At 56.6% G+C, this 24,541-nt stretch carries 22 protein-coding genes and 2 tRNA genes; 9 read left to right on the top strand and 15 right to left on the bottom strand.

Going from position 1 to position 24,541, the window contains the following annotated elements:
• Positions 1 to 60: 60 nt before the first annotated feature.
• The 11 genes from E0L21_RS09425 to mltB all read right to left on the bottom strand — a co-directional run bounded on the left by E0L21_RS09425 (position 61) and on the right by mltB (position 9,848).
• Positions 61 to 137: transfer RNA gene (locus tag E0L21_RS09425), tRNA-Arg, on the bottom strand.
• Positions 138 to 141: 4 nt separating this feature from the next.
• Positions 142 to 234, bottom strand: a tRNA-Ser gene (locus E0L21_RS09420).
• Between the two features lie 337 nt (positions 235 to 571).
• Positions 572 to 757, bottom strand: a complete 186-nt coding sequence (gene csrA / locus E0L21_RS09415) for a carbon storage regulator CsrA (protein ID WP_007370562.1) — start codon at positions 755 to 757, stop codon at positions 572 to 574.
• Between the two features lie 238 nt (positions 758 to 995).
• The gene (gene alaS, locus E0L21_RS09410; RefSeq protein WP_131408826.1) at positions 996 to 3,626 is read right to left on the bottom strand and encodes an alanine--tRNA ligase; all 2,631 of its coding nucleotides are present in this window, start codon (positions 3,624 to 3,626) and stop codon (positions 996 to 998) included.
• 129 nt (positions 3,627 to 3,755) lie between these two features.
• On the bottom strand, positions 3,756 to 4,256 hold the full coding sequence (recX, locus tag E0L21_RS09405) for a recombination regulator RecX (RefSeq protein ID WP_131408824.1): 501 nt from the start codon (positions 4,254 to 4,256) through the stop codon (positions 3,756 to 3,758).
• 68 nt (positions 4,257 to 4,324) lie between these two features.
• A complete protein-coding gene (gene recA, locus E0L21_RS09400) occupies positions 4,325 to 5,389 on the bottom strand; it encodes a recombinase RecA (RefSeq protein ID WP_131408822.1) in 1,065 nt (354 codons plus the stop codon).
• A gap of 89 nt (positions 5,390 to 5,478) precedes the next feature.
• Positions 5,479 to 5,976 (bottom strand): nicotinamide-nucleotide amidase, encoded by a 498-nt coding sequence (gene pncC / locus E0L21_RS09395; RefSeq protein ID WP_131408820.1) that lies wholly within the window; start codon positions 5,974 to 5,976, stop codon positions 5,479 to 5,481.
• Positions 5,977 to 6,112: 136 nt separating this feature from the next.
• Positions 6,113 to 6,991: a metal ABC transporter substrate-binding protein gene (locus E0L21_RS09390; RefSeq protein WP_131409063.1), complete on the bottom strand. Its 879-nt coding sequence runs from the start codon at positions 6,989 to 6,991 to the stop codon at positions 6,113 to 6,115.
• A gap of 12 nt (positions 6,992 to 7,003) precedes the next feature.
• Positions 7,004 to 7,867 (bottom strand): metal ABC transporter permease, encoded by an 864-nt coding sequence (locus E0L21_RS09385; protein ID WP_131408818.1) that lies wholly within the window; start codon positions 7,865 to 7,867, stop codon positions 7,004 to 7,006.
• Positions 7,864 to 8,538, bottom strand: a complete 675-nt coding sequence (locus tag E0L21_RS09380; RefSeq protein WP_131408816.1) for a metal ABC transporter ATP-binding protein — start codon at positions 8,536 to 8,538, stop codon at positions 7,864 to 7,866. Before E0L21_RS09380 ends, E0L21_RS09385 begins: the two co-directional genes overlap by 4 nt.
• A 227-nt stretch (positions 8,539 to 8,765) precedes the next feature.
• Complete coding sequence (gene mltB, locus E0L21_RS09375; RefSeq protein WP_131408814.1) at positions 8,766 to 9,848, bottom strand: lytic murein transglycosylase B; 1,083 nt, start codon at positions 9,846 to 9,848, stop codon at positions 8,766 to 8,768.
• A 272-nt stretch (positions 9,849 to 10,120) separates the two neighbouring features.
• On the opposite strand from mltB, the gene srlA reads away from it, so the two are divergent.
• From srlA to gutQ, 7 genes are all read left to right on the top strand, one after another.
• Positions 10,121 to 10,681, top strand: coding sequence for a PTS glucitol/sorbitol transporter subunit IIC (gene srlA / locus E0L21_RS09370; protein ID WP_131408812.1), 561 nt, complete (start codon positions 10,121 to 10,123; stop codon positions 10,679 to 10,681).
• Positions 10,678 to 11,643 (top strand): PTS glucitol/sorbitol transporter subunit IIB, encoded by a 966-nt coding sequence (srlE, locus tag E0L21_RS09365; protein ID WP_131408810.1) that lies wholly within the window; start codon positions 10,678 to 10,680, stop codon positions 11,641 to 11,643. The genes srlA and srlE overlap by 4 nt, the downstream gene beginning before the upstream one ends.
• Positions 11,644 to 11,654: 11 nt before the next feature.
• Positions 11,655 to 12,017 carry a PTS glucitol/sorbitol transporter subunit IIA gene (gene srlB / locus E0L21_RS09360; protein WP_131408808.1) on the top strand — a complete coding sequence of 121 codons (363 nt, stop codon included), beginning with the start codon at positions 11,655 to 11,657 and terminating at the stop codon, positions 12,015 to 12,017.
• Positions 12,018 to 12,034: 17 nt separating this feature from the next.
• Positions 12,035 to 12,814, top strand: coding sequence for a sorbitol-6-phosphate dehydrogenase (gene srlD / locus E0L21_RS09355; RefSeq protein WP_131408806.1), 780 nt, complete (start codon positions 12,035 to 12,037; stop codon positions 12,812 to 12,814).
• A 46-nt stretch (positions 12,815 to 12,860) separates the two neighbouring features.
• Complete coding sequence (gene gutM, locus E0L21_RS09350; RefSeq protein ID WP_131408804.1) at positions 12,861 to 13,217, top strand: transcriptional regulator GutM; 357 nt, start codon at positions 12,861 to 12,863, stop codon at positions 13,215 to 13,217.
• 70 nt (positions 13,218 to 13,287) lie between these two features.
• Positions 13,288 to 14,061, top strand: coding sequence for a glucitol operon DNA-binding transcriptional repressor SrlR (gene srlR, locus E0L21_RS09345; RefSeq protein ID WP_065370234.1), 774 nt, complete (start codon positions 13,288 to 13,290; stop codon positions 14,059 to 14,061).
• Positions 14,054 to 15,019, top strand: coding sequence for an arabinose-5-phosphate isomerase GutQ (gene gutQ / locus E0L21_RS09340; RefSeq protein WP_131408802.1), 966 nt, complete (start codon positions 14,054 to 14,056; stop codon positions 15,017 to 15,019). Before srlR ends, gutQ begins: the two co-directional genes overlap by 8 nt.
• Before the next feature lie 243 nt (positions 15,020 to 15,262).
• On the opposite strand, the gene norR is transcribed toward gutQ, so the two are convergent.
• Positions 15,263 to 16,777, bottom strand: coding sequence for a nitric oxide reductase transcriptional regulator NorR (gene norR / locus E0L21_RS09335; RefSeq protein ID WP_131408800.1), 1,515 nt, complete (start codon positions 16,775 to 16,777; stop codon positions 15,263 to 15,265).
• A gap of 182 nt (positions 16,778 to 16,959) precedes the next feature.
• Between norR and norV the strand changes: the two genes are divergently transcribed.
• Together norV and norW are read left to right on the top strand one after the other, a co-directional pair.
• Positions 16,960 to 18,411 carry an anaerobic nitric oxide reductase flavorubredoxin gene (gene norV / locus E0L21_RS09330; protein WP_131408798.1) on the top strand — a complete coding sequence of 484 codons (1,452 nt, stop codon included), beginning with the start codon at positions 16,960 to 16,962 and terminating at the stop codon, positions 18,409 to 18,411.
• A complete protein-coding gene (gene norW / locus E0L21_RS09325; protein ID WP_131408796.1) occupies positions 18,408 to 19,541 on the top strand; it encodes an NADH:flavorubredoxin reductase NorW in 1,134 nt (377 codons plus the stop codon). The genes norV and norW overlap by 4 nt, the downstream gene beginning before the upstream one ends.
• On the opposite strand, the gene hypF is transcribed toward norW, so the two are convergent.
• From hypF to hydN, 3 genes are read right to left on the bottom strand one after another with little or no spacing between them, the layout of a single operon-like run.
• Entirely contained in the window at positions 19,522 to 21,780 is a 2,259-nt protein-coding gene (hypF, locus tag E0L21_RS09320) for a carbamoyltransferase HypF (RefSeq protein WP_131408794.1), read from the bottom strand. The two genes, norW and hypF, sit on opposite strands and share 20 nt — an antisense overlap.
• Complete coding sequence (gene fdhF, locus E0L21_RS09315; RefSeq protein WP_131408792.1) at positions 21,764 to 23,914, bottom strand: formate dehydrogenase subunit alpha; 2,151 nt, start codon at positions 23,912 to 23,914, stop codon at positions 21,764 to 21,766. Before fdhF ends, hypF begins: the two co-directional genes overlap by 17 nt.
• A gap of 36 nt (positions 23,915 to 23,950) precedes the next feature.
• The gene (hydN, locus tag E0L21_RS09310) at positions 23,951 to 24,496 is read right to left on the bottom strand and encodes an electron transport protein HydN (RefSeq protein ID WP_017459295.1); all 546 of its coding nucleotides are present in this window, start codon (positions 24,494 to 24,496) and stop codon (positions 23,951 to 23,953) included.
• Positions 24,497 to 24,541 lie beyond the last annotated feature (45 nt).

The raw sequence follows: 24,541 nt of genomic DNA, 5'->3' as shown, positions 1-24,541 counted from the left end.
CGGGAAACTTACTTTACAACGCTGATTCAGTGCTGCGTTACCTCGCCACACTGAGCAAGATGGTGCATCCGGGAGGATTCGAACCTCCGACCGCTCGGTTCGTAGCCGAGTACTCTATCCAGCTGAGCTACGGATGCAAAATGGCGGTGAGGCGGGGATTCGAACCCCGGATGCAGCTTTTGACCGCATACTCCCTTAGCAGGGGAGCGCCTTCAGCCTCTCGGCCACCTCACCACACGCGTCTCTTTCGAGTGCTTCGAAGAACTTGTTAAGGACTCATCGTCGCTGCGTGGCGCACATATTACTTTCTGGGACTTATAAGTCAAACACTTTTTCCAGCCCCTGAATCGTTTGCACACTTCGCAGGCAATTAGCCTGCAAAAAGGCCAAAAAGGATGTTTTCTCAGCAGAATTTCTGCCGTTCCGCTGTAGAAAAATAGCGAACATACGTCAGGCCAGGAAGTGGGTAACAGAGGAAAACAACGAGTGTGCAATAAAAAGGAAATGTAACGAGGGGAAAATCAGAATGAGGTGTTGCGTCTCGCTGGGAAACAGCGAGACGCGATAATAATCAGTAGTTCGACTGCTGTGATTTTTCAGCCTGGATACGCTGGTAGATCTCTTCACGGTGAACAGAAACTTCTTTAGGGGCGTTAACGCCGATACGAACCTGGTTACCCTTAACCCCTAATACCGTCACAGTGACCTCATCCCCAATCATGAGGGTTTCACCAACTCGACGAGTCAGAATCAGCATTCTTTGCTCCTTGAAAGATTAAAAGAGTCGGGTCTCTCTGTATCCCGGCATTATCCATCATATAACGCCAAAAAGTAAGCGATGACAAACACCTAAGTGTAAGCAGTCACGGCATTACATTCTGTTAAACCTAAGTTTAGCCGATATACAAGACTTCAACCTGACTTTATCGTTATCAATAGCGTAGTGGCAACAACGCCATAACCGCAAGGTTATGGCGTCTGCTTTCGCTTTGTAATTATGACAGCTTAGCGCTTACCCAGTCTTTTACACTGGCGAGAGCGGCAGGCAATGCGGCTGCATCAGTACCACCGGCTTGCGCCATATCCGGACGTCCGCCACCTTTACCCCCGACCTGCTGGGCAACCATACCAATCAATTCCCCTGCTTTCACACGGTCAGTCACATCCTTCGACACACCCGCAATCAGAGAAACTTTTCCTTCCGCCACGGTGGCAAGCACAATCACTGAAGCACCCAGTTGGTTTTTCAGATCGTCCACCATGGTACGCAGCATCTTCGGCTCGACGCCAGCGAGCTCGCTAACCAGCAGTTTGACGCCGTTAAGATCGATAGCTTTGCCGGACAGGCTAGCGCTCTCCTGCGCTGCCGCCTGCTCTTTAAGCTGCTGCAACTCTTTTTCCAACTGGCGAGTACGCTCAATAACAGTACGCACTTTATCGCCAAGGTTCTGGCTATCGCCCTTCAGCAACTGCGCGACATCATGCAGTTGGTCACTCTGCGCATGCAGGCTGGCAATCGCGCCTTCACCGGTCACCGCTTCAATACGGCGCACACCCGCTGCAGTACCGGATTCGGACACAATGCGGAACAGCCCGATATCACCGGTACGCGTTGCATGAGTCCCGCCACACAGTTCGGTAGAGAAGTCGCCCATGCTCAGCACGCGAACGCGATCATCATATTTCTCACCAAACAGCGCCATTGCGCCTTTCGCTTTCGCCGCTTCCAGATCCATGACATGCGTTTCGATCGGCAGATTACGACGAATTTGCGCGTTCACCAGATCTTCAACCGCGCGGATTTCTACCGGTTTCATGGCTTCGAAATGGGAGAAGTCAAAGCGCAACGCCTTGTCATTGACCAGCGAGCCTTTCTGCGCAACATGCGTACCGAGAACATCGCGCAGCGCGGCATGCATCAGGTGGGTGGCAGAGTGGTTCAGGCGGATGCGCGCACGACGCACTTCATCAACTTCCGCTTTCACACCGTCGCCTACTTTCAACGAGCCGCTACTCAGCTTACCGAGATGACCAATCGCCTGGCCATATTTCTGCGTATCCTGTACGGCAAAAGTAAAACCATTACCTTTCAGTTCGCCTTTATCGCCCACCTGGCCGCCAGATTCGGCATAGAACGGCGTCTCATCGAGAACAACCACCGCTTCCTGACCTGCGGCTATCGCATTCACCGGTTTACCATCGACAAACAGTGCAGTCACTTTGCCGTTCAGTTCCAGATGCTCATAGCCTTTAAATTCTGAAGTACCATCAACGCGGATCATCGCGTTGTAATCTGCGCCAAAACCGCTGGATTCACGCGCGCGGCGGCGTTGCTCTTCCATTGCCGCTTCAAAGCCTGCTTCGTCTACTTTCAGGTTACGCTCACGGCACACATCGGCGGTTAAATCCACCGGGAAGCCATACGTATCGTACAGGCGGAAAGCCGTTTCGCCGTCCAGCGTGTCACCTTTGAGTTTTGCCAGCTCTTCGTCCAGCAGAGCCAGACCGCGCTCCAGCGTACGCGCAAACTGCTCTTCTTCGGTTTTCAGAACCTGCTCAACCTGAGCCTGCTGGCGTTGCAGATCTTCCCCGGCGGAACCCATCACCGCGATCAGCGGGCCAACCAGTTTATAGAAGAAGGTGTCTTTCGCGCCCAGCATGTTGCCATGACGAATCGCACGACGAATGATACGACGCAGCACATAGCCACGGTTTTCGTTCGACGGAATGACGCCATCGGCGATGAGGAAGGCGCAGGAACGGATGTGGTCAGCGATTACGCGCAGGGATTTGTTACCCAAATCGGTCGCGCCGGTCACTTTTGCCACCGCCTGAATCAGCTTCGTGAACAGGTCGATTTCGTAGTTGGAATTCACATGTTGCAGCACCGCGGCAACACGCTCCAGGCCCATACCCGTATCCACGGAAGGCTTAGGCAGCGGTTCCATGGTGCCATCAGCCTGGCGGTTGAACTGCATAAAGACAATATTCCAGATTTCGATATAGCGGTCGCCGTCTTCTTCCGGGCTGCCCGGAGGGCCACCCCAGATATGATCGCCGTGATCGTAGAAAATCTCGGTGCACGGCCCGCACGGACCGGTATCGCCCATCTGCCAGAAGTTGTCAGAAGCGTAAGCGGCACCTTTGTTATCGCCGATGCGGATAATTCGCTCGCGCGGTACGCCTACTTCTTTTTCCCAGATTTCGTACGCTTCGTCGTCCGTTTCGTATACCGTCACCCACAGACGCTCTTTCGGCAGGTTGAACCAGTTCTCACCGGTCAGTAGTTCCCATGCGTACTGAATAGCATCATGTTTGAAGTAGTCGCCGAAGCTAAAGTTGCCCAGCATTTCAAAGAATGTGTGATGGCGTGCGGTGTAACCGACGTTTTCCAGGTCGTTGTGTTTACCACCGGCACGAACGCAACGTTGTGCTGTGGTAGCGCGGGAATAATTACGTTTGTCGAGCCCAAGGAACACATCCTTGAACTGGTTCATCCCGGCGTTGGTAAACAGCAGAGTCGGGTCGTTATTCGGTACCAGGGAGCTGCTGGCAACTACCTGATGTCCCTTACTATGGAAAAAATCGAGAAACGCCTGACGGATCTCAGCGGTGCTCTTGCTCATAATTATCCTGAAATCAAGCTAACGAAATGTGGTAACCGCCCGTTGCCATACATGGAAAACGCGCCAGCTACTGGAAAAAGTGGGAATAAGATAAGTTTTCTTTACTGCGAAGTAAAATCCCGTATGCGCTCAGTCGGCAAAATTTCGCCATATCTCCTGGATATCTTCCTGCATAAAGCCGCGATAGAGCAAAAAACGCTGCACTTTCACTTTCGCGACATACTCGGTCGGTAGCGGTTCGCCATATTTGCGCTGCGCCTGTGCACGGGCACTCTCCACCCAATCAATATCGCATTCGCGTAGCGCGCTTTCGCTGTCTTCTCGCGAGATCCCTTTCTGATTTAATTCCTGCCGAATGCGCGCCGGACCATAACCTTTGCGCGCGCGACTGGCGATAAACTGGCGCACAAAGCGCATGTCATCAAGAAAGTTATGCTCCAGACACCACGCAACGATCTCTTCTATCTCTTCCGGCGTGATATCCAGTTCTTCCGGGCCGTTTTTACCCAATACTGGCGCGGTTAATTTGCGACGAAACTCTTTTTCGCTGTGATCGCGCATTGCCAGAATCCGCATTGCCCGGTCGCGCAGGCGGGAAACGGCGGAGCGGCGAGAAGGACTATCAGACATGGATTAATCCTGTGTTCGTAGAAAAGCAAAAGGGCTGCATCAGCAGCCCTTGATTACCATTCAAACTATCAGAAATCTTCGTTGGTTTCTTCAACGCCTTCGTCATTGCCATCGGCAGTGAATTCAGCGGAGGAATTCTGGTTGCTGAGCAGGATCTCGCGCAGTTTCTTCTCGATCTCTTTCGCCGCCGCCGGGTTTTCTTTCAGCCAGGCCGTTGCGTTCGCTTTACCCTGACCAATTTTATCGCCGTTGTAGCTATACCAGGCACCCGCTTTTTCGATCAGCTTCTCTTTCACGCCAAGGTCGACCAGCTCACCATAGAAGTTAATACCTTCGCCGTAGAGGATCTGGAACTCAGCTTGTTTGAACGGCGCAGCGATTTTGTTTTTCACCACTTTCACGCGGGTTTCGCTGCCGACAACGTTGTCGCCCTCTTTCACCGCACCGATACGGCGAATATCCAGACGCACAGAAGCGTAGAATTTCAGCGCGTTACCGCCAGTGGTGGTTTCCGGGTTACCAAACATTACGCCAATTTTCATACGGATCTGGTTGATGAAGATCAGCAGCGTATTGGACTGTTTCAGGTTACCGGCCAGCTTACGCATCGCCTGGCTCATCATACGTGCCGCAAGGCCCATGTGAGAGTCGCCGATTTCGCCTTCGATTTCCGCTTTCGGTGTCAGCGCCGCAACGGAGTCGACCACCAGCACGTCAACCGCACCGGAGCGCGCCAGCGCGTCACAGATTTCCAGCGCCTGCTCACCGGTATCCGGCTGAGAACAGAGCAGATTGTCGATATCAACGCCCAGTTTGCGAGCGTAAACCGGATCCAGCGCGTGTTCCGCATCGATAAACGCACAGGTTTTACCTTCGCGCTGCGCAGCGGCAATCACTTGCAGAGTCAGCGTCGTTTTACCTGAAGATTCAGGCCCGTAAATTTCGACGATACGTCCCATCGGTAAACCGCCAGCGCCCAGCGCGATATCCAGCGAGAGCGAACCGGTAGAGATGGTTTCCACATCCATGGAACGGTCTTCACCCAGACGCATGATGGAGCCTTTACCGAATTGCTTTTCGATCTGACCCAGTGCGGCTGCAAGCGCCTTTTGTTTGTTTTCGTCGATAGCCATGATTACTCCTTCATGCAGAGTGAAGCGCGTTACGCTCCGCGGTGAATTACTGTTCTGTTGTCGCAATTATACTGTATGGTCATACAGTATCAAGCATTTTGTAGAAAATGTTGCCAAAGGGTTTGCAGGGCATAGGCGGTTGCCTGTCTGCGCACCGCTTCGCGATCGCCAGGGAAGCATTCCCGGCGTGTGATCCCTTTCCCGCTGACGCTGGCAATACCAAACCAAACAGTGCCAACGGGTTTCTCGTCGCTGCCGCCATCTGGCCCGGCAATGCCGCTGATAGAAATCGCATAGTCGGCGCGCGCCGCTTTCAGCGCACCGATCGCCATCTCGACCACCACCTGCTCGCTGACCGCGCCGTGCGCATCCAGCGTGGCGGGTTGTACGCCAATCATTTGGGCTTTCGCTTCATTACTGTAGGTAACAAACCCGCGTTCAAACCAGGCGGAACTGCCAGCGATATCGGTGATCACCTTCGCCACCCAGCCGCCGGTACAGGATTCTGCCGTCGTCAGCGTCGCGCCGCGCGCCTTAAGCGCCAGTCCGATGCGTTCGCTGAGCTGCATTAATTCATTGTCCGTCATGATGGCTCCCGTGCGTCTAAAAACTGTGGCGGAAAAGATACCACTTTCCGCGAAAAGATGGGGACGGGATGGCGACTTTACGAGGAGGCTTCCGAAAAAAGGCCAGCGAGCGCCGGCCTGCGTGGCTTACTGCCGGTTACTTCATGCTGTTATAGATAGTGTCGACGTTGTGACGAAAGGCTTTCTGATAGGTATCTGCCACCCCGCCTTTGGCACTGAGTGCTTCCGGGTAAAGCTCGCCCCCCGGTTGCGCGCCAGTGGCGCTGGCGATCTGTTTCACCAACCGTGGATCCAGTTGGTTTTCCATAAACCACACTTTCACACCATCGGCTTTGATCTGTTTGATAAGCGAGGCCACCTGTGCGGCGCTGGCTTCACTTTCAGAAGAGATGCCTTGCGGCGCCATGAAATCAACGCCATAAGCGCGAGCAAAGTAGCCAAAGGCGTCGTGGCTGGTCAGCACTTTGCGTTTCGCCTGCGGCACCGCGCTGAAACGCTCTTTCGCCCAGCTATCCAGCTTGTTTAACTGGTCGATATAACGCTGACCGGAGGCATTCAACGCGGCTTCGTCAGCCGGATCGGCTTTCACCAACGCGGCAAGAATATTTTTTGCGTACAGTGCACCATTCGCGGCGCTGTTCCAGGCGTGAGGATCGGTCACCGTTGCACCATCTTCTTCCAGCGTGTGCGTTGAAACGCCGGTTGATGCGACAACAAGCTGGCCTTTAAAGCCAGAGGCTTTCACCAGACGGTCCAGCCAACCTTCCAGCCCCAGGCCGTTCACCACCACCACATCGGCACTGTTAAGCAGTGCGCTGTCTTTCGCCGAAGGTTCAAAGGTGTGCGGATCGCCATCCGGCCCCACCAACGTCGTCACTTTGACGTGATCGCCGCCAACCTGCTGGGTGATATCGCCCAGAATCGAGAAGCTGGCGACCACATTTAATGTTTTTGCCATTGCGCCCTGAACCACCAGGCCGAGCGCCAGCGCCAAAATAAACCCTGTCCGTTTCATCATTTCCCCTTGCTAGGTTAAAAGTGCGCGCAGGCTGTGAGCCAGCCCACTGCGCGTGCCGAATAAAATGGAAAAAAAGAAGACAACACTGGCGGTCAGCACAATCGCCGGTCCGGCGGGCAATCCCGCCACCCACGACAGGCTTAACCCAAGCCAGGCGCACAACGCACCAATGCTGGCTGCCAGCAGCAATAATCCGGGTAATGTCCGCGCCCAGCAGCGCGCCGCTACGGCAGGAAGCATCATCACGCCCACTGCCATCAATGTACCGAGCACCTGAAAGCCAGCCACCAGATTGAGCACCAGCAATGCCAGAAACAGCCCATGCAGCAGGCCCGGCGCACGCGGTGCGTTAACCTGCAAAAACGCGCTGTCGAACGCTTCACTGACCATTCCGCGATAGCAAAACGCCAATACCATCAGCGTCAGGCTGGCTACGCCCGCGACAAACAGCGCCGAGTCGCGATCGACCGCCAGAATCGAGCCAAACAGCAGATGCAGCAGATCGACACTGGAACCACGCAGCGAAACCAGCGTGACGCCGAGCGCCAGCGAGCCGAGGTAGAAACCGGCGAAGCTGGCGTCCTCTTTGAGCGGCGTGCGGCGGCTAACCCAGCCCGCCACCAGCGCGACGGTGATCCCCGCGATAAAACCGCCGATACTCATCGCCAGCAGCGACATCCCGCTCAGCAAATAGCCCACCGCGACGCCGGGCAAAATGGCGTGCGACAGCGCATCCCCCATCAGGCTCATGCGGCGAAGTAGCAAAAAAACGCCCAACGCCGTGGTGCTGATGGAGAGCGCCAGACACACCACCAATGCGCGGCGCATAAAGCCAAATTCGATAAACGGCTGGAAAAAGAGATGCCAGATCATGCGCTGCACACCTCATCTTTTGCCGCGATATGCGCTGTTGCCCCCCACTGCGCCACACGTTCACCGAGGCGTAATGTTTGCGGGAAGTAGCGCGACACGCGCTCGCTATCGTGTAACACGGCAAGAATGGTTTGCCCGGCGCGATGCATGTCCACTATCTGCTCCATCAACAGTTGCGATGTGGCTTCATCAATGCCGGTAAACGGCTCGTCGAGCATGACCAGCGGCGCGTTCTGCACCCAGACGCGGGCAAACAGCATGCGCTGAAACTGCCCGCCGGAGAGCGTATCTATCGTCTCGTGCACCATTGCCGCTAGCCCAACACGTTCCAGTCCCTGGGCGATTCGACTACGGGCATCGCGGTTCAACCCACGAAACAGCGAAACACGTGGCCAGCAACCCATGCTCACCACGTCCTGTACGGTGAGCGGAAATTGCGACTCCAGCGCGTGACGCTGCGCCAGCCAGCCGATGGTTGGCCGCACCGGTTGCCAGCGCAAAACCCCACTAACCGGCGGTAAGAACCCGGCCAGCGTTTTTAACAGTGTCGATTTGCCGCAGCCGTTCGCGCCAACAATCGCCGTCATGCTGCCGCGCGCCAGCGTGCCACACAGCGCCGGAGTGATAGCGAGGCGATCGTAGCCTGCGACCAGATGATCAAGTTCAATCATGGCAGCGCAACCGCCCAGCTTGTCAGGAGCCAAAGCACCGCTAATAGCGCGGCTGCCAGCACTAAACGGATCGTGCCGGAAAGGGAAAACAGCGTTACGGGAATCATTCACACACCTCATATGTTATAACATAACAATAATCAGTATGAATGATTAAGTAAATCGCTATACGTAACGGGAGTGCATCGAAATGTTTCAGAATCCCCTCCCGCAGGAGGGGAGAGGGATCAGCGAACGCGCGCCAGTGAAACCGCCTGGCCGAGCTGCCAGACCGCCATCGCGTAGTGTGTGCTGTGGTTATAGCGGGTGATAGTGAAGAAGTTCGGCAGACCGTACCAGTACTCGTAGCCAGTGCCGACATCAAGACGCAGCAGGCTCGCCTGTTGGTGCGCGCCCAGCGGCTGCTGTGGCGTTAAACCCGCAGCCGCCAGTTGCCCGACGCTGTAGTTGGTTTTAAAGCCATTTTCCAACCCCGGCGCCTGGCCGTTTGCCGGGATCGCCACCACATCGCCTTTCACCCAGCCGTGCTGTTTGAAGTAGTTCGCCACGCTGCCAATGGCATCCACCGGATCCCACAGGTTGATATGCCCGTCGCCGTTGAAATCGACAGCGTACTGCTTGTACGAAGAGGGCATAAATTGTCCATAGCCCATTGCACCAGCGAAAGAACCTTTCAGATCGAGCGGATCATCACTCTCATCACGCGCCATCAGCAGAAACGTCTCCAGCTCGCTAGCGAAATATTCCGCGCGGCGCGGGTAAGCGAAGGCCAGCGTCGCTAACCCGTCGAGAATACGCGTTTTGCCCATCACGCGGCCCCAGCGAGTTTCCACGCCGATAATGCCAACGATGATTTCCGGCGGTACGCCGTAAACCATCCACGCGCGATTAAGCGCATCTTCATACTGATTCCAGAACGCCACACCATTTTGCACGTTGTCCGGGGTGATGAACTGCTTGCGATAACGCAGCCAGGCGCCGTTCGGCCCGGTTGGTCCCGCTGTCGTCGGCGCTTGTTTATCCATCAGGCGCAGCACGTAATCCAGCCGTTTGGCCTGCGAGAGGATTTCATGCAACTGCTGGCGATCAAAACCGTGCTTGCTGACCATCATATTGATGAACTGCTCCGCCGCCGGGTTATTGGCAAAGTCACCGCCGGTCATCAGAACATTGTGCTGCGGCTCAAGCAGGAAACCACCGGAAGGCGCGGGCGACGCGGTTTGCGGGGTTTCAGCGAGCGGGGGTTTACTGCTACAGGCACAGAGCATAACAAACGCAGGCAGTAATGCTGCGTAACAACGCTTCAACATGGGACATCCATTTTAAACGAATTCAGCCAGGAGCAAGTATGGTAAAGCATCTGCCTACCGACAAGGAAGCGCCGCGACGCCTGCTTACGCAATCTCACTTCACTTTTCACCGTCCATTACGCGTTCATTTAATTCCGCTCCCTCTCGCAAAAACTTTCACAATGATCATTTTTTCTTTCATAACGAGATCTAAATAACACATTTCAACCTTTCATAATGATTATGATGGCGCACGGTTAAACAACAAAACGACAACCCTACAGGAGAGAACAATGGAAGCCATTACGCATGGTGCCGAATGGTTCATCGGGCTGTTTCAGAAAGGCGGCGAAGTGTTCACCGGCATGGTGACCGGTATTTTGCCGCTACTGATAAGCCTGTTGGTCATCATGAACGCGCTGATTAACTTTATTGGCCAACACCGTATCGAAAAATTTGCCCAGCGCTGCGCGGGCAATCCGCTTGCCCGTTATTTACTGCTGCCCTGCGTCGGCACGTTTGTCTTCTGCAACCCCATGACGCTCAGCCTCGGGCGCTTTATGCCAGAAAAGTACAAACCCAGTTATTACGCTGCCGCGTCCTACAGTTGCCACTCCATGAATGGCCTGTTTCCGCATATCAACCCTGGCGAGCTGTTTGTTTATCTGGGGATCGCCAACGGTCTGACAACCCTTGGCTTGCCGCTCGGCCCGCTGGCGGTGAGCTACCTGCTGGTCGGCCTGGTGACCAACTTCTTCCGCGGCTGGGTGACTGACCTGACCACCGCCATTTTCGAGAAGAAAATGGGCATTCAGCTTGAACAAAAAGTCCAACTCGCTGGAGCAACATCATGACACGCATAGTGATTGAAAAAGGTGCGGGCGGCTGGGGCGGCCCACTGGAAATCGACGCCAGCACCGAGAAGAAAATCGTCTATATCACCGCCGGTACACGCCCGGCAATCGTCGACAAGCTGGCGCAACTCACCGGCTGGCAGGCGGTAGATGGCTTTAAAGAGGGCGAACCGCCAGCAGAGGAGATCGGCGTCGCGGTGATCGACTGTGGCGGCACGCTGCGCTGCGGTATTTATCCGAAACGCCGCATCCCAACGGTGAATATCCACGCCACCGGGAAATCCGGCCCGCTGGCGCAGTACATCCTGGAAGATATCTATGTCTCTGGCGTGAAAGAGGAAAATATCCATCTGCATGGTGAAGCGCCAACCGCCGCGCCAAAACGCACGGTCGCAAAGGATTACGACACCAGCAAAAAGATCACCGAACAGAGCGATGGACTGCTGGCAAAAGTCGGCATGGGCATGGGCTCGGCGGTCGCGGTGCTGTTTCAGGCCGGGCGCGACACCATCGACACGGTGCTGAAAACCATTCTACCGTTTATGGCCTTCGTCTCGGCGCTGATCGGCATCATCATGGCTTCCGGCCTTGGCGACTGGATCGCCCACGGCCTCGCGCCGCTTGCCAGCCATCCGCTCGGGCTGGTCACACTGGCGCTCATCTGCTCCTTCCCGCTGCTGTCGCCGTTCCTCGGCCCAGGTGCGGTGATTGCACAAGTCATCGGCGTGCTGATTGGCGTGCAAATCGGCCTGGGAAATATCCCACCGCACCTCGCCCTGCCCGCGCTGTTTGCCATTAACGCCCAGGCGGCGTGCGACTTCATCCCGGTGGGCTTGTCGCTGGCGGAAGCACGCCAGGATACGGTGCGCGTCGGCGTGCCCTCCGTGCTGGTCAGCCGCTTTTTAACCGGTGCGCCAACGGTGCTGGTCGCCTGGTTTGTCTCCGGTTTTATTTATCAATAAGGGGGTGTTTTATGAGTGTGATTTATCAAACCACCATTACCCACATCGGTGAAAGCGCCCCGGACGCGCTGAGCGACAACATGCTGATCACCTTCCGCGAAGGCGCGCCTGCGGATGTCGCCGAGTTCTGTTTTATCCATAACCACGGTGCGCTTTCGGGCGCGCTGTTACCCGGCGCGCAGTTTGAACTGGGCGAACGCCGCTACCCGGTGACTGCCGTTGGCGACGTGGCCGAGCAGAATCTGCGCGAGCTGGGCCATATCACCCTGCGTTTCGATGGACAAACGCAGGCGGAATACCCCGGAACGGTACACGTCTCAGGCCCGGTGCCGGACGGTATCGCCCCTGGCTGCATTTTGAAATTTGTCGCTTAAGTCGTAAGGAGAAGAGTATGAAACAGGTTGCCGTTGTCATTGGTGGAGGACAAACCCTTGGGGCGTTCCTTAGCCGTGGGCTTGCCGCAGAAGGTTACCGCGTGGCGGTAGTGGATATTCAAAGTGATAAAGCGGCCAATGTCGCACAGGAGATCAACAGCGAGTTTGGCGAGGGAATGGCCTACGGCTTTGGCGCGGACGCCACCAGCGAGCACAGCGTACTGGCGCTGGCGCGCGGCGTGGATGAGATTTTTGGCCGCGCGGATTTGCTGGTCTACAGCGCCGGTATCGCCAAAGCGGCATTTATCAGCGACTTCGCGCTCGGCGATTTCGACCGTTCCTTACAGGTGAACCTGGTGGGCTATTTCCTTTGCGCACGCGAGTTCGCGAAGTTGATGATTCGCGACGGCATTCAGGGGCGCATCATCCAAGTCAACTCTAAATCCGGCAAAGTGGGCAGCAAGCACAACTCCGGCTACAGCGCGGCGAAGTTCGGCGGCGTGGGCTTAACGCAATCACTGGCGCTGGATCTGGCAGAGTACGGCATTACGGTGCACTCGTTGATGCTGGGCAACTTATTGAAATCGCCGATGTTCCAGTCACTTATCCCGCAATATGCCAGCAAACTGGGCATCGCGGCGGACGAAGTGGAGCAATATTACGTCGACAAAGTGCCGCTCAAGCGCGGCTGCGATTACCAGGATGTGCTGAACGTGCTGATGTTTTACGCCAGCCCCAAAGCCTCTTACTGCACCGGCCAGTCGATTAATGTCACCGGCGGCCAGGTGATGTTCTGACCTGTATGGCCCTCCGCGCGGGGGCCTGATTTAAAAGGAGATCGCTATGGTTTCAGCCTTGATTACCGTTGCCGCTATTGCCTGGCTTAGCCAACTGGCGCTTGGCGGCTGGCAAATCCGCCAGTTTAACAAAGCTTTCGATACGCTGTGCCAGCGCGGGCGCGTCGGCGTTGGGCGTTCCGGCGGGCGTTTCAAACCGCGCGTGGTGCTGGCCGTCGCCTTTGATCAACAAGACCGCGTGACCGACACCTTGTTGATGCGCGGTCTCACTGTTTTTGCCCGGCCAACAAAAATCGACCACTTAATAGGGATAAAAAGAGAGGAATTAGAGCCTGATGTGATCTTTCCCCATGATCCGAGCTGTCAGAATGCTCTATCATTAGCGCTTAAAATGAAACATTGATAATTTCGTTGTGAACGCTAATAGCTTGCGAAATTATCATTTCGCAACGTAACGCAGGATATCAGCGCCTATGAAACCACGTCAGCGTCAGGCGGCTATTCTTGAGCATCTGCAAAAGCAGGGAAAGTGTTCTGTTGAAGAGCTGTCAGCTTACTTCGACACCACAGGGACGACCATACGTAAAGATCTCGTCGCGCTGGAGCATTCCGGCGCGGTGATCCGCACTTATGGCGGCGTGGTGCTCAACAAAGATGAAGCCGATCCCCCGATTGATCACAAGACGCTTATCAACACCGTGCAAAAAGGGCTGATTGCCGAAACGGCAGTGACCTACATCCACGACGGCGATTCGATCATCCTTGATGCGGGCAGTACGGTGCTGCAAATGGTGCCGCTGCTCAGCCACTTCAATAACATCACGGTAATGACCAACAGTTTGCATATCGTTAATGCTCTTTCTGAGCTGGATAACGAGCAAACGATCCTGATGCCGGGCGGCACTTTCCGTAAGAAATCGGCCTCATTCCATGGCCAACTGGCGGAAAACGCCTTTGAGCATTTCAGCTTCGACAAGCTGTTTATGGGCACCGACGGTATCGATCTGAATGCGGGCGTCACCACCTTTAACGAGGTGTTCACCGTCAGCAAAGCGATGTGCAACGCCGCGCGGGAAGTGATCCTGATGGCGGACTCCTCCAAATTTGGCCGTAAAAGTCCAAACGTAGTCTGTAGCCTGGAGAGCGTAGATAAGCTGATCACCGATTCCGGGATCGCCGCCGACGTGCGCGCAGCGCTGGAAGCCAAAGGTGTCGAAGTGATCATTGCCGGAGAAAAACATGAGTGAGTCTTTAATTAACGCCGGACGGCAAACCCTGTTGCTGGAGCTTCAGGAAGCCAGCCGTCTGCCGGATCGCCTCGGTGAAGCATTCGTGCGCGCCGCCGAAACCGTACTGCACTGCGAGGGGAAAATCATCGTCTCCGGGATCGGCAAATCAGGCCATATTGGTAAAAAAATTGCGGCGACGCTTGCCAGCACTGGCACACCGGCCTTTTTCGTTCACCCGGCGGAAGCGCTGCATGGCGATCTCGGCATGATCGAAAGCCGTGACGTGATGCTGTTTATCTCCTACTCCGGTTCGGCAAAAGAGTTGGATCTGATCCTGCCGCGTCTTGAAGAGAAATCTGTCGCCCTGCTGGCGATGACCGGCAAACCGCGTTCCCCGCTGGCGCTCGCCGCGCGGGCAGTGCTGGATATCTCGGTTGAACGCGAAGCCTGCCCCATGCACCTGGCCCCCACCTCCAGCACCGTCAACACGTTGATGATGGGCGACGCGCTGGCGATGGCGGTGATGCAGGCGCGCGGGTTTGATGAAGAGGATTTTGCCCGTTCCCATCCGGCAGGCGCACTTGGCGCGCGGTTGCTCAATAAAGTGCACCATCTGATGCGCAAAGAGGAGCAGATCCCGCAGGTGCAACTTACCACCAGTGTGATGGACGCGATGCTGGAACTGAGCCGCACCGGTTTGGGTCTGGTGGCGGTGTGCGACCAGCAGCGCCATGTGAAAGGGGTGTTTACCGATGGCGATCTTCGCCGCTGGCTGGTGTCAGGTGGGGCGCTAACCGCGCAGGTTGATAAAGCGATGACGCCCGGTGGCATCACGCTGGAGGCAGGCAGCCGCGCCGTGGACGCCAAAGAGCGCTTAATGCAACGCAAAATAGCCGCCGCCCCGGTGGTGGATGACGCCGGTTTGCTGGTCGGTGCCATCAACCTGCAAGACTTCTACCAGGCAGGCATTCTTTAATCCTTTCGTCCAGGCGCTTCGCCAGCCGATGCAGGCTGGCGACGTCACTTTACCCATCTCTGGCAGACAGAAATCCTTTACCGCTTTAACCCCAGACGTTTCGCCAGCCGGTGCAGGTTAGCGACGTCCACCTGCACGATATCGACCAGGTGGGAATCCTTTACCGCTTTAACCCCAGACGTTTCGCCAGCCGGTGCAGGTTAGCGACATCCACCTGCACAATATCGACCATGCGGAAATCCTTTACCGCTTTAATCCCAGACGTTTCGCCAGCCGGTGCAGGTTGGCGACATCCATCTCCAGACCACGCGCGCAGGCCGCCCAATTACCGCCCTGCTCTTCCAGCGTGCGGGTAATAAACGCTCGCTGAAAATCTTCTGTTGCATCGCGCAAATTTTGCTCCACAGGCAGCGGTGTCGCCAGCGCGGATGGTTGCGTCGGTTCATCGCTGAGGGCGAAATGACGCGCTTCCAGCACCACGTCATCACGGTTGCGCGTACCGCGCGCCAGAATCACCGCGCGGTGGATGGCATGTTCCAGTTCGCGCACATTGCCCGGCCAGCCGTAGCTCAGTAAATGCGCGCGCGCGCCGGGGCTTAACGCCACTCTCCCCAGCCCCAGCCGCAAACGGCACTGTTCGCAGAAATAGCCCGCCAGTAGCACCACATCTTCCCCGCGTTCGCGCAGTGGCGGTACAGAAAGCGGAAACACACTCAAGCGATGGTAAAGATCGGCGCGAAAACGCCCGGCCAGCACCTCTTCACGCAGGTCACGGTTGGTAGCGGCCAGCACACGAACATCGACACGCAGGCTGCGGTCATCGCCGACGCGCTGAATATCGCCGTATTGCAGCACGCGCAGTAATTTCGCCTGCAACGAAAGCGACAGCTCGCCAATCTCATCGAGAAACAGCGTGCCGTTGTCCGCCATCTCGAACTTGCCGCTGCGGTTGCTGATAGCGCCGGTAAACGCGCCTTTAACGTGACCGAACAGTTCGCTTTCGGCCACACTTTCCGGCAGCGCGGCGCAGTTAAGATAGACCAGCGGATTGATCGCGCGCGGTGAACCTTCATGGATGGCTTTCGCTACCAGCTCTTTACCGGTGCCGGTTTCACCACTGATCAACACGTTCAGATCGGAAGCGGCAACGATATCGATCTCTTTTTTTAGCTGCTCCATGCCCGCCGACAGGCCAATCATTTCGCTACGCGTCACCTGTTCGAAGGCCGCTGGCGCGCCGGGCAGCATATTCTGGCTCTCCAGTTGCTCTATCAGCAGCGCGTTGTTCAGCGCACCTGCCGCCAGCGCGGCAATCAACCGCAGCTCTTCATCGCTAAACGTGTCGAACTGATCCGGCGACATGCCATCGAGCGTCAGCGCGCCAATCAGGTTTTGCCCGGCGAACAGCGGCAGCCCAACGCAGGCGTGCACTTTCAGGCTCTCCTGGCCTGGGATCAGGCCATCGTAAGGATCGGGCAAATCGCTATCGGCGGGAAAACGCACCACATCGCCAGCGCGGGCGATCGCTTCGAGCCGGGGATGGCCTTCTAGCGTAAAACGCCTGCCTAAAACATCCTGCGCCAGTCCGTCGATCGCCAGCGGAATAAATTGCCGTGCGTCATAGCGCAGCAACGCCGAAGCATCGCACTCCAGCACCTGGCGCAGGGTGGTGATCAGCCGCTGGAAACGATCCGCATGACCGATACCGCTTTGCAGTTCAATGGCGATCCCCGCCAGCACATTCAGCGAAAAACTCATACTTACCTCATTGTCTTTTTGACAATGCATAGTGTCATATTGACTGTACTTAGAATAGTCATAATGACAATTTCTTTTTCAAACGATCATTAAAACACTTATAAATCAATAAAATAAAAAGTTGGCACGCAACTTGATATTAGCCATACATCGAATTGAGAAAACTGCACAGGACAACTGATATGGCTATTCATGTAAAAAACAACATTCACTGGGTTGGACAACGTGACTGGGAAGTCCGCGACTTTCACGGTACTGAATATAAAACCCTGCGCGGCAGCAGCTACAACAGCTATCTGATCCGCGAAGGCAAAAACGTGCTGATCGATACCGTCGATCATAAATTTAGCCGTGAGTTCGTGCAGAACCTGCGCAGCGAGATCGATCTGCAGATGATCGACTACATCGTTATCAACCATGCGGAAGAAGATCACGCTGGTGCGCTAACCGAGCTGATGTCGTATATCCCGAACACCCCGATTTACTGTACCAATAACGCCATCGACTCGATTAACGGTCACCATCACCACCCGGAGTGGAATTTCAACGTGGTGAAAACCGGCGACACGCTGGATATCGGCAACGGCAAACAGCTTATTTTTGTCGAAACGCCAATGCTGCACTGGCCGGACAGCATGATGACTTACCTGACCGGCGATGCCGTGCTGTTCAGCAACGACGCTTTTGGTCAGCACTACTGCGACGAACGCCTGTTCAATGATGAAGTGGATCAAACGGAACTGTTCGAGCAGTGCCAGCGCTACTACGCCAACATCCTCACGCCGTTCAGCCGCCTGGTGACGCCGAAAATCACCGAGATCCTCGGCTTCAACTTGCCGGTCGATATGATTGCCACTTCACACGGTGTGGTATGGCGCGATAATCCGACGCAAATTGTTGAGTTGTATCTGAAATGGGCGGCGGATTATCAGGAAGATCGCATCACTATTTTCTACGACACCATGTCCAACAACACTCGCATGATGGCCGACGCCATTGCGCAGGGCATTAACGAAGTCGACCCGCGCGTGGCGGTAAAAATCTTCAACGTCGCCCGCAGCGATAAAAACGACATTCTGACCAATGTGTTCCGCTCCAAAGGCGTGCTGGTTGGCACCTCGACAATGAACAACGTGATGATGCCGAAAATCGCCGGGCTGGTTGAAGAGATTACCGGCCTGCGTTTTCGCAATAAACGCGCCAGCGCTTTTGGCTCCCACGGCTGGAGCGGCGGCGCGGTTGACCGCCTGTCAACCCGTTTACAGGACGCCGGTTTTGAGATGTCAGTCAGCCTGAAAGCAAAATGGCGACCGGATATCGACGCGCTGGAAGTGTGCCGCCAGCACGGACGTGATCTTGCCCGCCAGTGGGCGCTGTCGCCGCTGCCGGAACCGGTAAAAACATCAGCCGCCAGCACGCAAGAAACCTGTGCCTGCGCAGCCGCAACTGCGGCGGATCTCGGCCCATCCATGCAGTGCAGTGTTTGCCAGTGGATTTATGACCCGGAAAAAGGCGAGCCAATGCAGGATGTCGCACCCGGTACGCCGTGGAGCGAGGTGCCGGACAACTTCCTCTGCCCGGAATGTTCCCTTGGCAAAGAGGTGTTTGACGAACTGGCAACGGAGGCAAAATGAGCGCAGGCATTGTGATTATCGGTTCGGGCTTCGCCGCCCGGACGCTGGTGAAAAACATCCGCAAACTGGACAGTGCCGTACCGTTGACGCTGATTGCCGCCGACGGCATGGAAGATTACAACAAGCCGGATCTCAGCCATGTGATTAGCCAGGCGCAGCGCGCCGAGGATCTGATTCGCCAGTCGGCGGGCGAGTTCGCTGAGCAACATAATCTGCGGCTGTTCCCGTACACGTTTGTTACCGCCATCGACACACAAGCGCGGGTGGTGAAAAGCGCCGACAAACAGTGGCAATACGACAAACTGGTGCTGGCGACCGGGGCAAAGGCGTTCGTTCCGCCGCTGCCGGGGCGCGAAAAAATGCTCACGCTCAATAGCTTGCAGGAGTACCACGCCTGTGAAACCACCCTGCGCGATGCCAGCCGCGTGCTGATTGTAGGTGCCGGGCTGATTGGCTGCGAGCTGGCGATGGATTTTCGCCGTGCGGGCAAAACCGTGACCGTGCTGGATAACGCCGCCAGTATTCTGCCTTCGTTAATGCCGCCGGAAGTGAGTGGCCGCCTGCAACACTGCCTGACGGCGATGGGCGTGCGCCTGCTGCTGCAATCGCGTTTAGTGCAACTCGACGAGCATGAGCAGGGGGTGCGTGCGCAACTGGATGACGATCGCTACATTGATGCAGATGTGGTCGTTGCCGCCACCGGGCTGTCGCCGCAGGTGTCGCTGGCGCAGAACACCGGGCTGGAGGTTGGGCGCGGGATCGTGGTGGACGGCACGCTGCAAACCAGCAATCCGCACATCTTCGCGCTCGGCGACTGTGCGCAGATCAACGGTCAGGTGCTACCGTTCCTGCAGCCGATTCAACTGAGCGCAATGACGCTGGCGAAAAACCTCACCGGCAACAGCACGCAACTGGTGCTGCCCGCGATGCTGGTGAAGGTGAAAACGCCGCTAATGCCGCTGCATCTGGCCGGGGAAACGCACCGCACCGATCTGCGCTGGCGCATTGCCACCGAGGCCGATGGCATGGTGGCAAAAGGGCTGGACACAGAAGATAAACTGCGTGCGTTTGTGGTCAGCGAAGACAGAATGAAAGAGGCGTTTGCCCTGCTTAAAGCGCTGGCGGTATAGTCCGTGCTGCTGCTACCAGCCCCTGGCCGAAGGCAATGCCGCCATCACCGGCCGGGAGCTGGTGCGCAAACAGCAAAGTAAATTCCGCAAGGTAGTACTGTAAGCGTTTCTTCAGCAGGCGGTTATGCATCACGCCGCCGCTGAACACCAGCACAGGGATCCCACGCAATGTCGCTTCCTGCCGCGCCAGTGTTGCCAGACCTTGCGCCAGCGCATCATGAAATGCCCATGCGCGCTCGGCAGGCGTTGCCTGCCAGTTCAGCCAGCTTCGCCAGAATGCGGCCAAATCAAGCATGGTGCCGCAAAGCGGCATGTGAACCGGATGCTCAACGGACTCCACACTCGCCGCCAGCGCTTCCAGTTGGCAAGCCGCCTCGCCTTCATAACTGAGGTGCAGCGGCGCGCAGCCCAGCGCACAGGCAATAGCATCAAATAAACGCCCGCAGGATGAAGCTTTCGGCGAATTAACGCCGCGCTCAACTGCCCGCGCCAGCAGCGGCCAGTTCTGCCGCTGAATATCGGCGGTTTCCGGATAGTGTTGCCAGTCAGGGATAAATTCCAGCATCTGCGCCAGCAGGTTGCGCCACGGCTGCTGCGCCGCTAAATCGCCACCGGGGAGCGCCACTGCCGGTAACCCCCCCAAGTGCTCGCACTCGCGGTAATTGACCCGCAGGCATTCACCGCCCCACAGTTCACCGCCCTCGCCCATACCGATACCATCAAGCGTTATTGCAATGACATCGCCACCTTCGAGCGGCCAGCCGTGTTCGCCAAGGCAGGCAGCGGCGTGGGCGTGATGATGCAGCACCGTCTGCACCGGCAGGCCATAACTGCTGGCCCATTGATGCGTGCGATACCCTGGATGGGCGTCCACCACCACCTGCTCCGGGGCAAAATCGTAAATATCCAGCATCAGACGCAGCGCACTGCGCCACTGCGCTTCGACGCCTTCATCCGTGATATCGCCAAAATGCTGCCCCGGCACCGCACTGTTACCGCGCAGCAGGCAAAAGGTGTTTTTCAGATCCGCCCCCAGGCAGAGCAGCGGCGGAAGATCGTTAAACCCCGGCGGCAGCGACATCGCATCCGGCACATAGCCGCGCGAGCGGCGCAGCATCTCCCCGTTCTCGCGCACCACGGAATCATCCATGCGCTGAACAATATCGCGGTTGTGCAGCAAAAAGCCGTCGGCGATATCCGCCAGATCGCTTAACGCCTCGTCATTACTGATTGCGGGCGGTTTGCCGCTGAGGTTGCCTGACGTCATCACCAGCGGGCGCTGTAACTCCTGTGCCAGCAGGTGTTGCAGCGGATTGGCAGGCAACATGACGCCCACTTCATCAAGGCCGGGAGCAATCGCCTCGCACAGCCCGCTCACGCGCTCTTTTTCCACCAGCACAATCGGTGCGGCGGGCGTTGCAAGTAAACGCTGTGCCTGCGTCGTCACGCCTTCCGCGCCGGGTAACATCACCGCCAGCGGTTTTGCCGGGCGATGTTTTCGCGCACGCAGGTGCATCACCGCCGCCTGGTTCGTTGCATCACAAGCGAGATGAAAACCGCCAATGCCTTTTACCGCCACAATGCCGCCGCTTTTTAGCAGCGCGATTGCCGCCTGTAGTGCCGCTTCCCCTTGTGCATGCTGTTCGCCGCTGCGCCATTCAAGCGCCGGGCCGCATTCATGACACGCGACGGGCTGAGCGTGAAAACGCCGGTCCAGCGGATTGCGATACTCGGCTTCGCACACCGGGCACAACGGAAAACCCGCCATTGCGGTGTAAGGCCGGTCATAAGGCATAGCGAGAATAATGGTGAAGCGCGGCCCACAGTGGGTGCAGTTGATAAATGGGTAGCGATAGCGGCGTTCAGAAGGGTCGTTCATCTCCGCCAGGCATGCCGGGCAGGTTGCCGCGTCGGGAACAATTTGGGTATTCATTGCGCCACCCGCGCTGTGGCGAATGGCGAAATCAAGCGGTAAAACAGACCAGCAAAACGGCGCGCTGGTCACCATATCAATGCGCGCCAGCGGCGGGCATTGTTGCTGCAACAGGGCGAGAAATTCATGCTCATTACCGAGCAGCCGAACCTCCACGCCCTGCGCATCATTACAGACATCGCCTTTCAGCCCGAGCTGCTGCGCCAGTTGCCAGACAAAGGGGCGGAAGCCCACCCCTTGTACTTTTCCGTACACGCGCAAACAGACACCGTTGCTGTTGGCTGTGTCATCATTGCATTGCTGCATTGAGCAATCGACTCTTCATCTGTTGATAAGTGCTCTGAGTGTACTCTTCGGCCCAGCGCTGATCGTTGATCGCACTCACCCGAACTGCGCAGTATTTGGTCTCTGGCGTTTTTGAAATCGGATCCAGATTATCCTGCGTCAGTTCGTTACACGCACCAATCCACCACTGATAAGTCATATACACGCTGCCGTGATTAACGCGCTCGCTGACATCCGCACGCGTGATCACCTTGCCACGTCGCGACTCAACCCATACCAGTTGGCGATCCTGCACGCCGAGCGCCTCGGCATCAGCCGGGCTAATCTGCACAAAGCCCGGTTCGTCAGCGAGCGTTTGCAGCGCCGCACAGTTGCCGGTCATTGAACGGCAAGAGTAGTGGCCCACTTCGCGCACCGTACAGAGCACCAGTGGGAATTCATCGTCCGGGCGTTCCGCTGGCGCACGCCACTGCGCGGCAAAGAGATGGCCTTTGCCGTCCGGCGTATCGAATTTGTTGTTCTGATACAGGTATGGCGTACCGGGGTGATCAAGCGTCGGGCAAGGCCACTGAATGTGCCCCATATCGCCCATTTTCTCGTAGGTCACGCCGTAGAACAGCGGACACAACTCGCGCAGCTCATCCCAGATCTGCTGGTTGTTGTCGTAGTGCATCGGGTAGCCCATTTCCGTGGCGATCAAGCTGATGATTTCCCAGTCGCGCTTGACGTTGTACTTCGGTTCAATGGCTTTTTCAAAGCGCTGGAAGCCGCGATCGGCGCAGGTGAAGACACCGCCATGCTCACCCCATGACGTTGCGGGCAGCAGCACATCGGCCTGCTCGGCGGTTTTAGTCATAAAGATGTCCTGCACCACCACGAAATCGAGCGCTTCAAAGCCTTTACGCACCAGGCCCAAATCCGCTTCGGTCTGCAACGGATCTTCACCCATGATGTAGTAGGCTTTCACTTTGCCTTCCAGCGCCAGGTGCGGCACTTCGGTAATACGCACGCCGACTTTATCGTCCATCACCGCCGGGTCGATGCCCCAGGCTTTGGCGAATTTAGCGCGTACTTCCGGGTTTACCACATCCTGATAGCCAGGGAACTGGTTGGGGATCACGCCCATATCGCACGCGCCCTGCACGTTGTTTTGCCCACGAACCGGGCCAACGCCAACATGTTCGCGACCAAGGTTTCCGGTAAGCAGCGCCAGGCTGGAGAGTCCTTTCACCACGTCCACCGCCTGGCCGAACTGGGTGACGCCCATACCCCACATAATGGTGGCAGACGGTGCGGCGGCATACGTGCGCATTGCCTGGCGCACCTGTTTTGCAGGGACGCCGGTAATGTGCTCCACCGCTTCCGGCGCGTAATCTTTTACCGTTTCACGGTACGCTTCCAGCCCGGTTGTAAAGCTGGCAACGTAATCTTTGTCGTAGAGTTCCTCTTCCAGCAGCACATAGCCAAAAGCGTTGACCAGCGCCATGTTGCAGCCGTTATTCAGTTGCAGGTGCTGGTCGGCGATGCGCGCGGTTTCGATGCGGCGCGGATCGCAGACAATGATTTTCGCCCCTTTCTGTTTGGCTTTGATCACCCGGCGCGCGACGATCGGGTGTGAATCGGCGCAGTTATAGCCAAATACCAGCAGGCAACTGGAATTTTCGATATCGCTGATGGAGTTACTCATCGCACCGTTGCCAAGTGTTTCCTGTAAACCCGCAACAGACGGGCCGTGGCAAACGCGCGCGCAGCAGTCGACATTGTTGGTGTTGAGCACGCCGCGGGCAAATTTTTGCATTACATAGTTAGTTTCATTACCGGTGCCGCGTGACGAGCCGGTAGTCATAATGGCGCGCGGGCCGTATTTCGCTTTGATGTCGCCAAGGCGTTTGGCAGTGTAGCGGATCGCTTCATCCCAGCTAACCGGTGTGAGTTTGCCGCCTTTTTCGTAGCGGATCATCGGCTGGGTCAGGCGCGGTGTCAGCAGTTTGGTGTCGTTGAGGAAATCCCAGCCGTAGTAGCCTTTCAGGCACAGTTCATTTTGGTTGGTGTGGCCGTCGGCCGCTTCCGCACGGATGATTTTTCCGTTATCCACGACCAGTTTCAGTTTGCAGCCAGCGCCGCAGTAAGGGCATACGCTCGTAATTTTTTTCATCAGTAACAGACCTGTTAAAAGTGAAAGACAGATTGTTTAGAACACCAGGGAAACGGCGCCATCCAGCGCGGCGCGACGACGTTTTTCCGCGCTCATCTGTTCCAGTAAGTTGCGATCGACACACACCAGCGCGTTGGTCGGGCAGGCTTGCATGCAAGCGGGGCCGCTTTCACTGTGGTGGCACAAATCACATTTGTTGGCTTCGGCTTTCTCGGCACGCACATTCAGACCCGCGCCGCTGTGGCGAATAACCGGGCGCACCACCACTTCCATTGCGCCGTACGGGCACGCCACCACACAAGTTTTGCAACCAATGCAGCGTTCCTGCATCACATGCACAAACCCTTCGTCGCGGCTGATAGCACCGTTCGGGCAAACATTCGCGCAGGGCGCGTCTTCGCACTGACGGCACAATGTCGCCGTCGACACATTGACACCCTTGATGACATGAATACGCGGCAGAAACGTCTCAGGGGTGAGTGCCGCGCAATCCTGGTTTTCCTGATGAGACACCACGCAGGCGACCTCACAGGTGCGACAGCCAATGCATTTTGCAGCGTCTGCCATAATAAATCGGTTCATGATTTCCTCCGGAAAAAGGCGATATCCCGCCGGAGTATTCACAAA

It is taken from the genome of Kosakonia quasisacchari (assembly GCF_004331415.1).
GTDB lineage: Bacteria > Pseudomonadota > Gammaproteobacteria > Enterobacterales > Enterobacteriaceae > Kosakonia > Kosakonia quasisacchari.
The sequence above is the reverse complement of the archived record's forward strand: the minus strand, read 5'-3'. Positions and strand labels throughout refer to the sequence as shown.

Excerpts from the sequence above, each read along its gene's own strand:
- csrA (WP_007370562.1), bottom strand. The coding sequence starts at position 757 with ATGCTGATTCTGACTCGTCGAGTTGGTGAAACCCTCATGATTGGGGAT.
- alaS (WP_131408826.1), bottom strand. The coding sequence starts at position 3,626 with ATGAGCAAGAGCACCGCTGAGATCCGTCAGGCGTTTCTCGATTTTTTC.
- recX (WP_131408824.1), bottom strand. The coding sequence starts at position 4,256 with ATGTCTGATAGTCCTTCTCGCCGCTCCGCCGTTTCCCGCCTGCGCGAC.
- recA (WP_131408822.1), bottom strand. The coding sequence starts at position 5,389 with ATGGCTATCGACGAAAACAAACAAAAGGCGCTTGCAGCCGCACTGGGT.
- pncC (WP_131408820.1), bottom strand. The coding sequence starts at position 5,976 with ATGACGGACAATGAATTAATGCAGCTCAGCGAACGCATCGGACTGGCG.
- E0L21_RS09390 (WP_131409063.1), bottom strand. The coding sequence starts at position 6,991 with ATGAAACGGACAGGGTTTATTTTGGCGCTGGCGCTCGGCCTGGTGGTT.
- E0L21_RS09385 (WP_131408818.1), bottom strand. The coding sequence starts at position 7,867 with ATGATCTGGCATCTCTTTTTCCAGCCGTTTATCGAATTTGGCTTTATG.
- E0L21_RS09380 (WP_131408816.1), bottom strand. The coding sequence starts at position 8,538 with ATGATTGAACTTGATCATCTGGTCGCAGGCTACGATCGCCTCGCTATC.
- mltB (WP_131408814.1), bottom strand. The coding sequence starts at position 9,848 with ATGTTGAAGCGTTGTTACGCAGCATTACTGCCTGCGTTTGTTATGCTC.
- srlA (WP_131408812.1), top strand. The coding sequence starts at position 10,121 with ATGGAAGCCATTACGCATGGTGCCGAATGGTTCATCGGGCTGTTTCAG.
- srlE (WP_131408810.1), top strand. The coding sequence starts at position 10,678 with ATGACACGCATAGTGATTGAAAAAGGTGCGGGCGGCTGGGGCGGCCCA.
- srlB (WP_131408808.1), top strand. The coding sequence starts at position 11,655 with ATGAGTGTGATTTATCAAACCACCATTACCCACATCGGTGAAAGCGCC.
- srlD (WP_131408806.1), top strand. The coding sequence starts at position 12,035 with ATGAAACAGGTTGCCGTTGTCATTGGTGGAGGACAAACCCTTGGGGCG.
- gutM (WP_131408804.1), top strand. The coding sequence starts at position 12,861 with ATGGTTTCAGCCTTGATTACCGTTGCCGCTATTGCCTGGCTTAGCCAA.
- srlR (WP_065370234.1), top strand. The coding sequence starts at position 13,288 with ATGAAACCACGTCAGCGTCAGGCGGCTATTCTTGAGCATCTGCAAAAG.
- gutQ (WP_131408802.1), top strand. The coding sequence starts at position 14,054 with ATGAGTGAGTCTTTAATTAACGCCGGACGGCAAACCCTGTTGCTGGAG.
- norR (WP_131408800.1), bottom strand. The coding sequence starts at position 16,777 with ATGAGTTTTTCGCTGAATGTGCTGGCGGGGATCGCCATTGAACTGCAA.
- norV (WP_131408798.1), top strand. The coding sequence starts at position 16,960 with ATGGCTATTCATGTAAAAAACAACATTCACTGGGTTGGACAACGTGAC.
- norW (WP_131408796.1), top strand. The coding sequence starts at position 18,408 with ATGAGCGCAGGCATTGTGATTATCGGTTCGGGCTTCGCCGCCCGGACG.
- hypF (WP_131408794.1), bottom strand. The coding sequence starts at position 21,780 with ATGCAGCAATGCAATGATGACACAGCCAACAGCAACGGTGTCTGTTTG.
- fdhF (WP_131408792.1), bottom strand. The coding sequence starts at position 23,914 with ATGAAAAAAATTACGAGCGTATGCCCTTACTGCGGCGCTGGCTGCAAA.
- hydN (WP_017459295.1), bottom strand. The coding sequence starts at position 24,496 with ATGAACCGATTTATTATGGCAGACGCTGCAAAATGCATTGGCTGTCGC.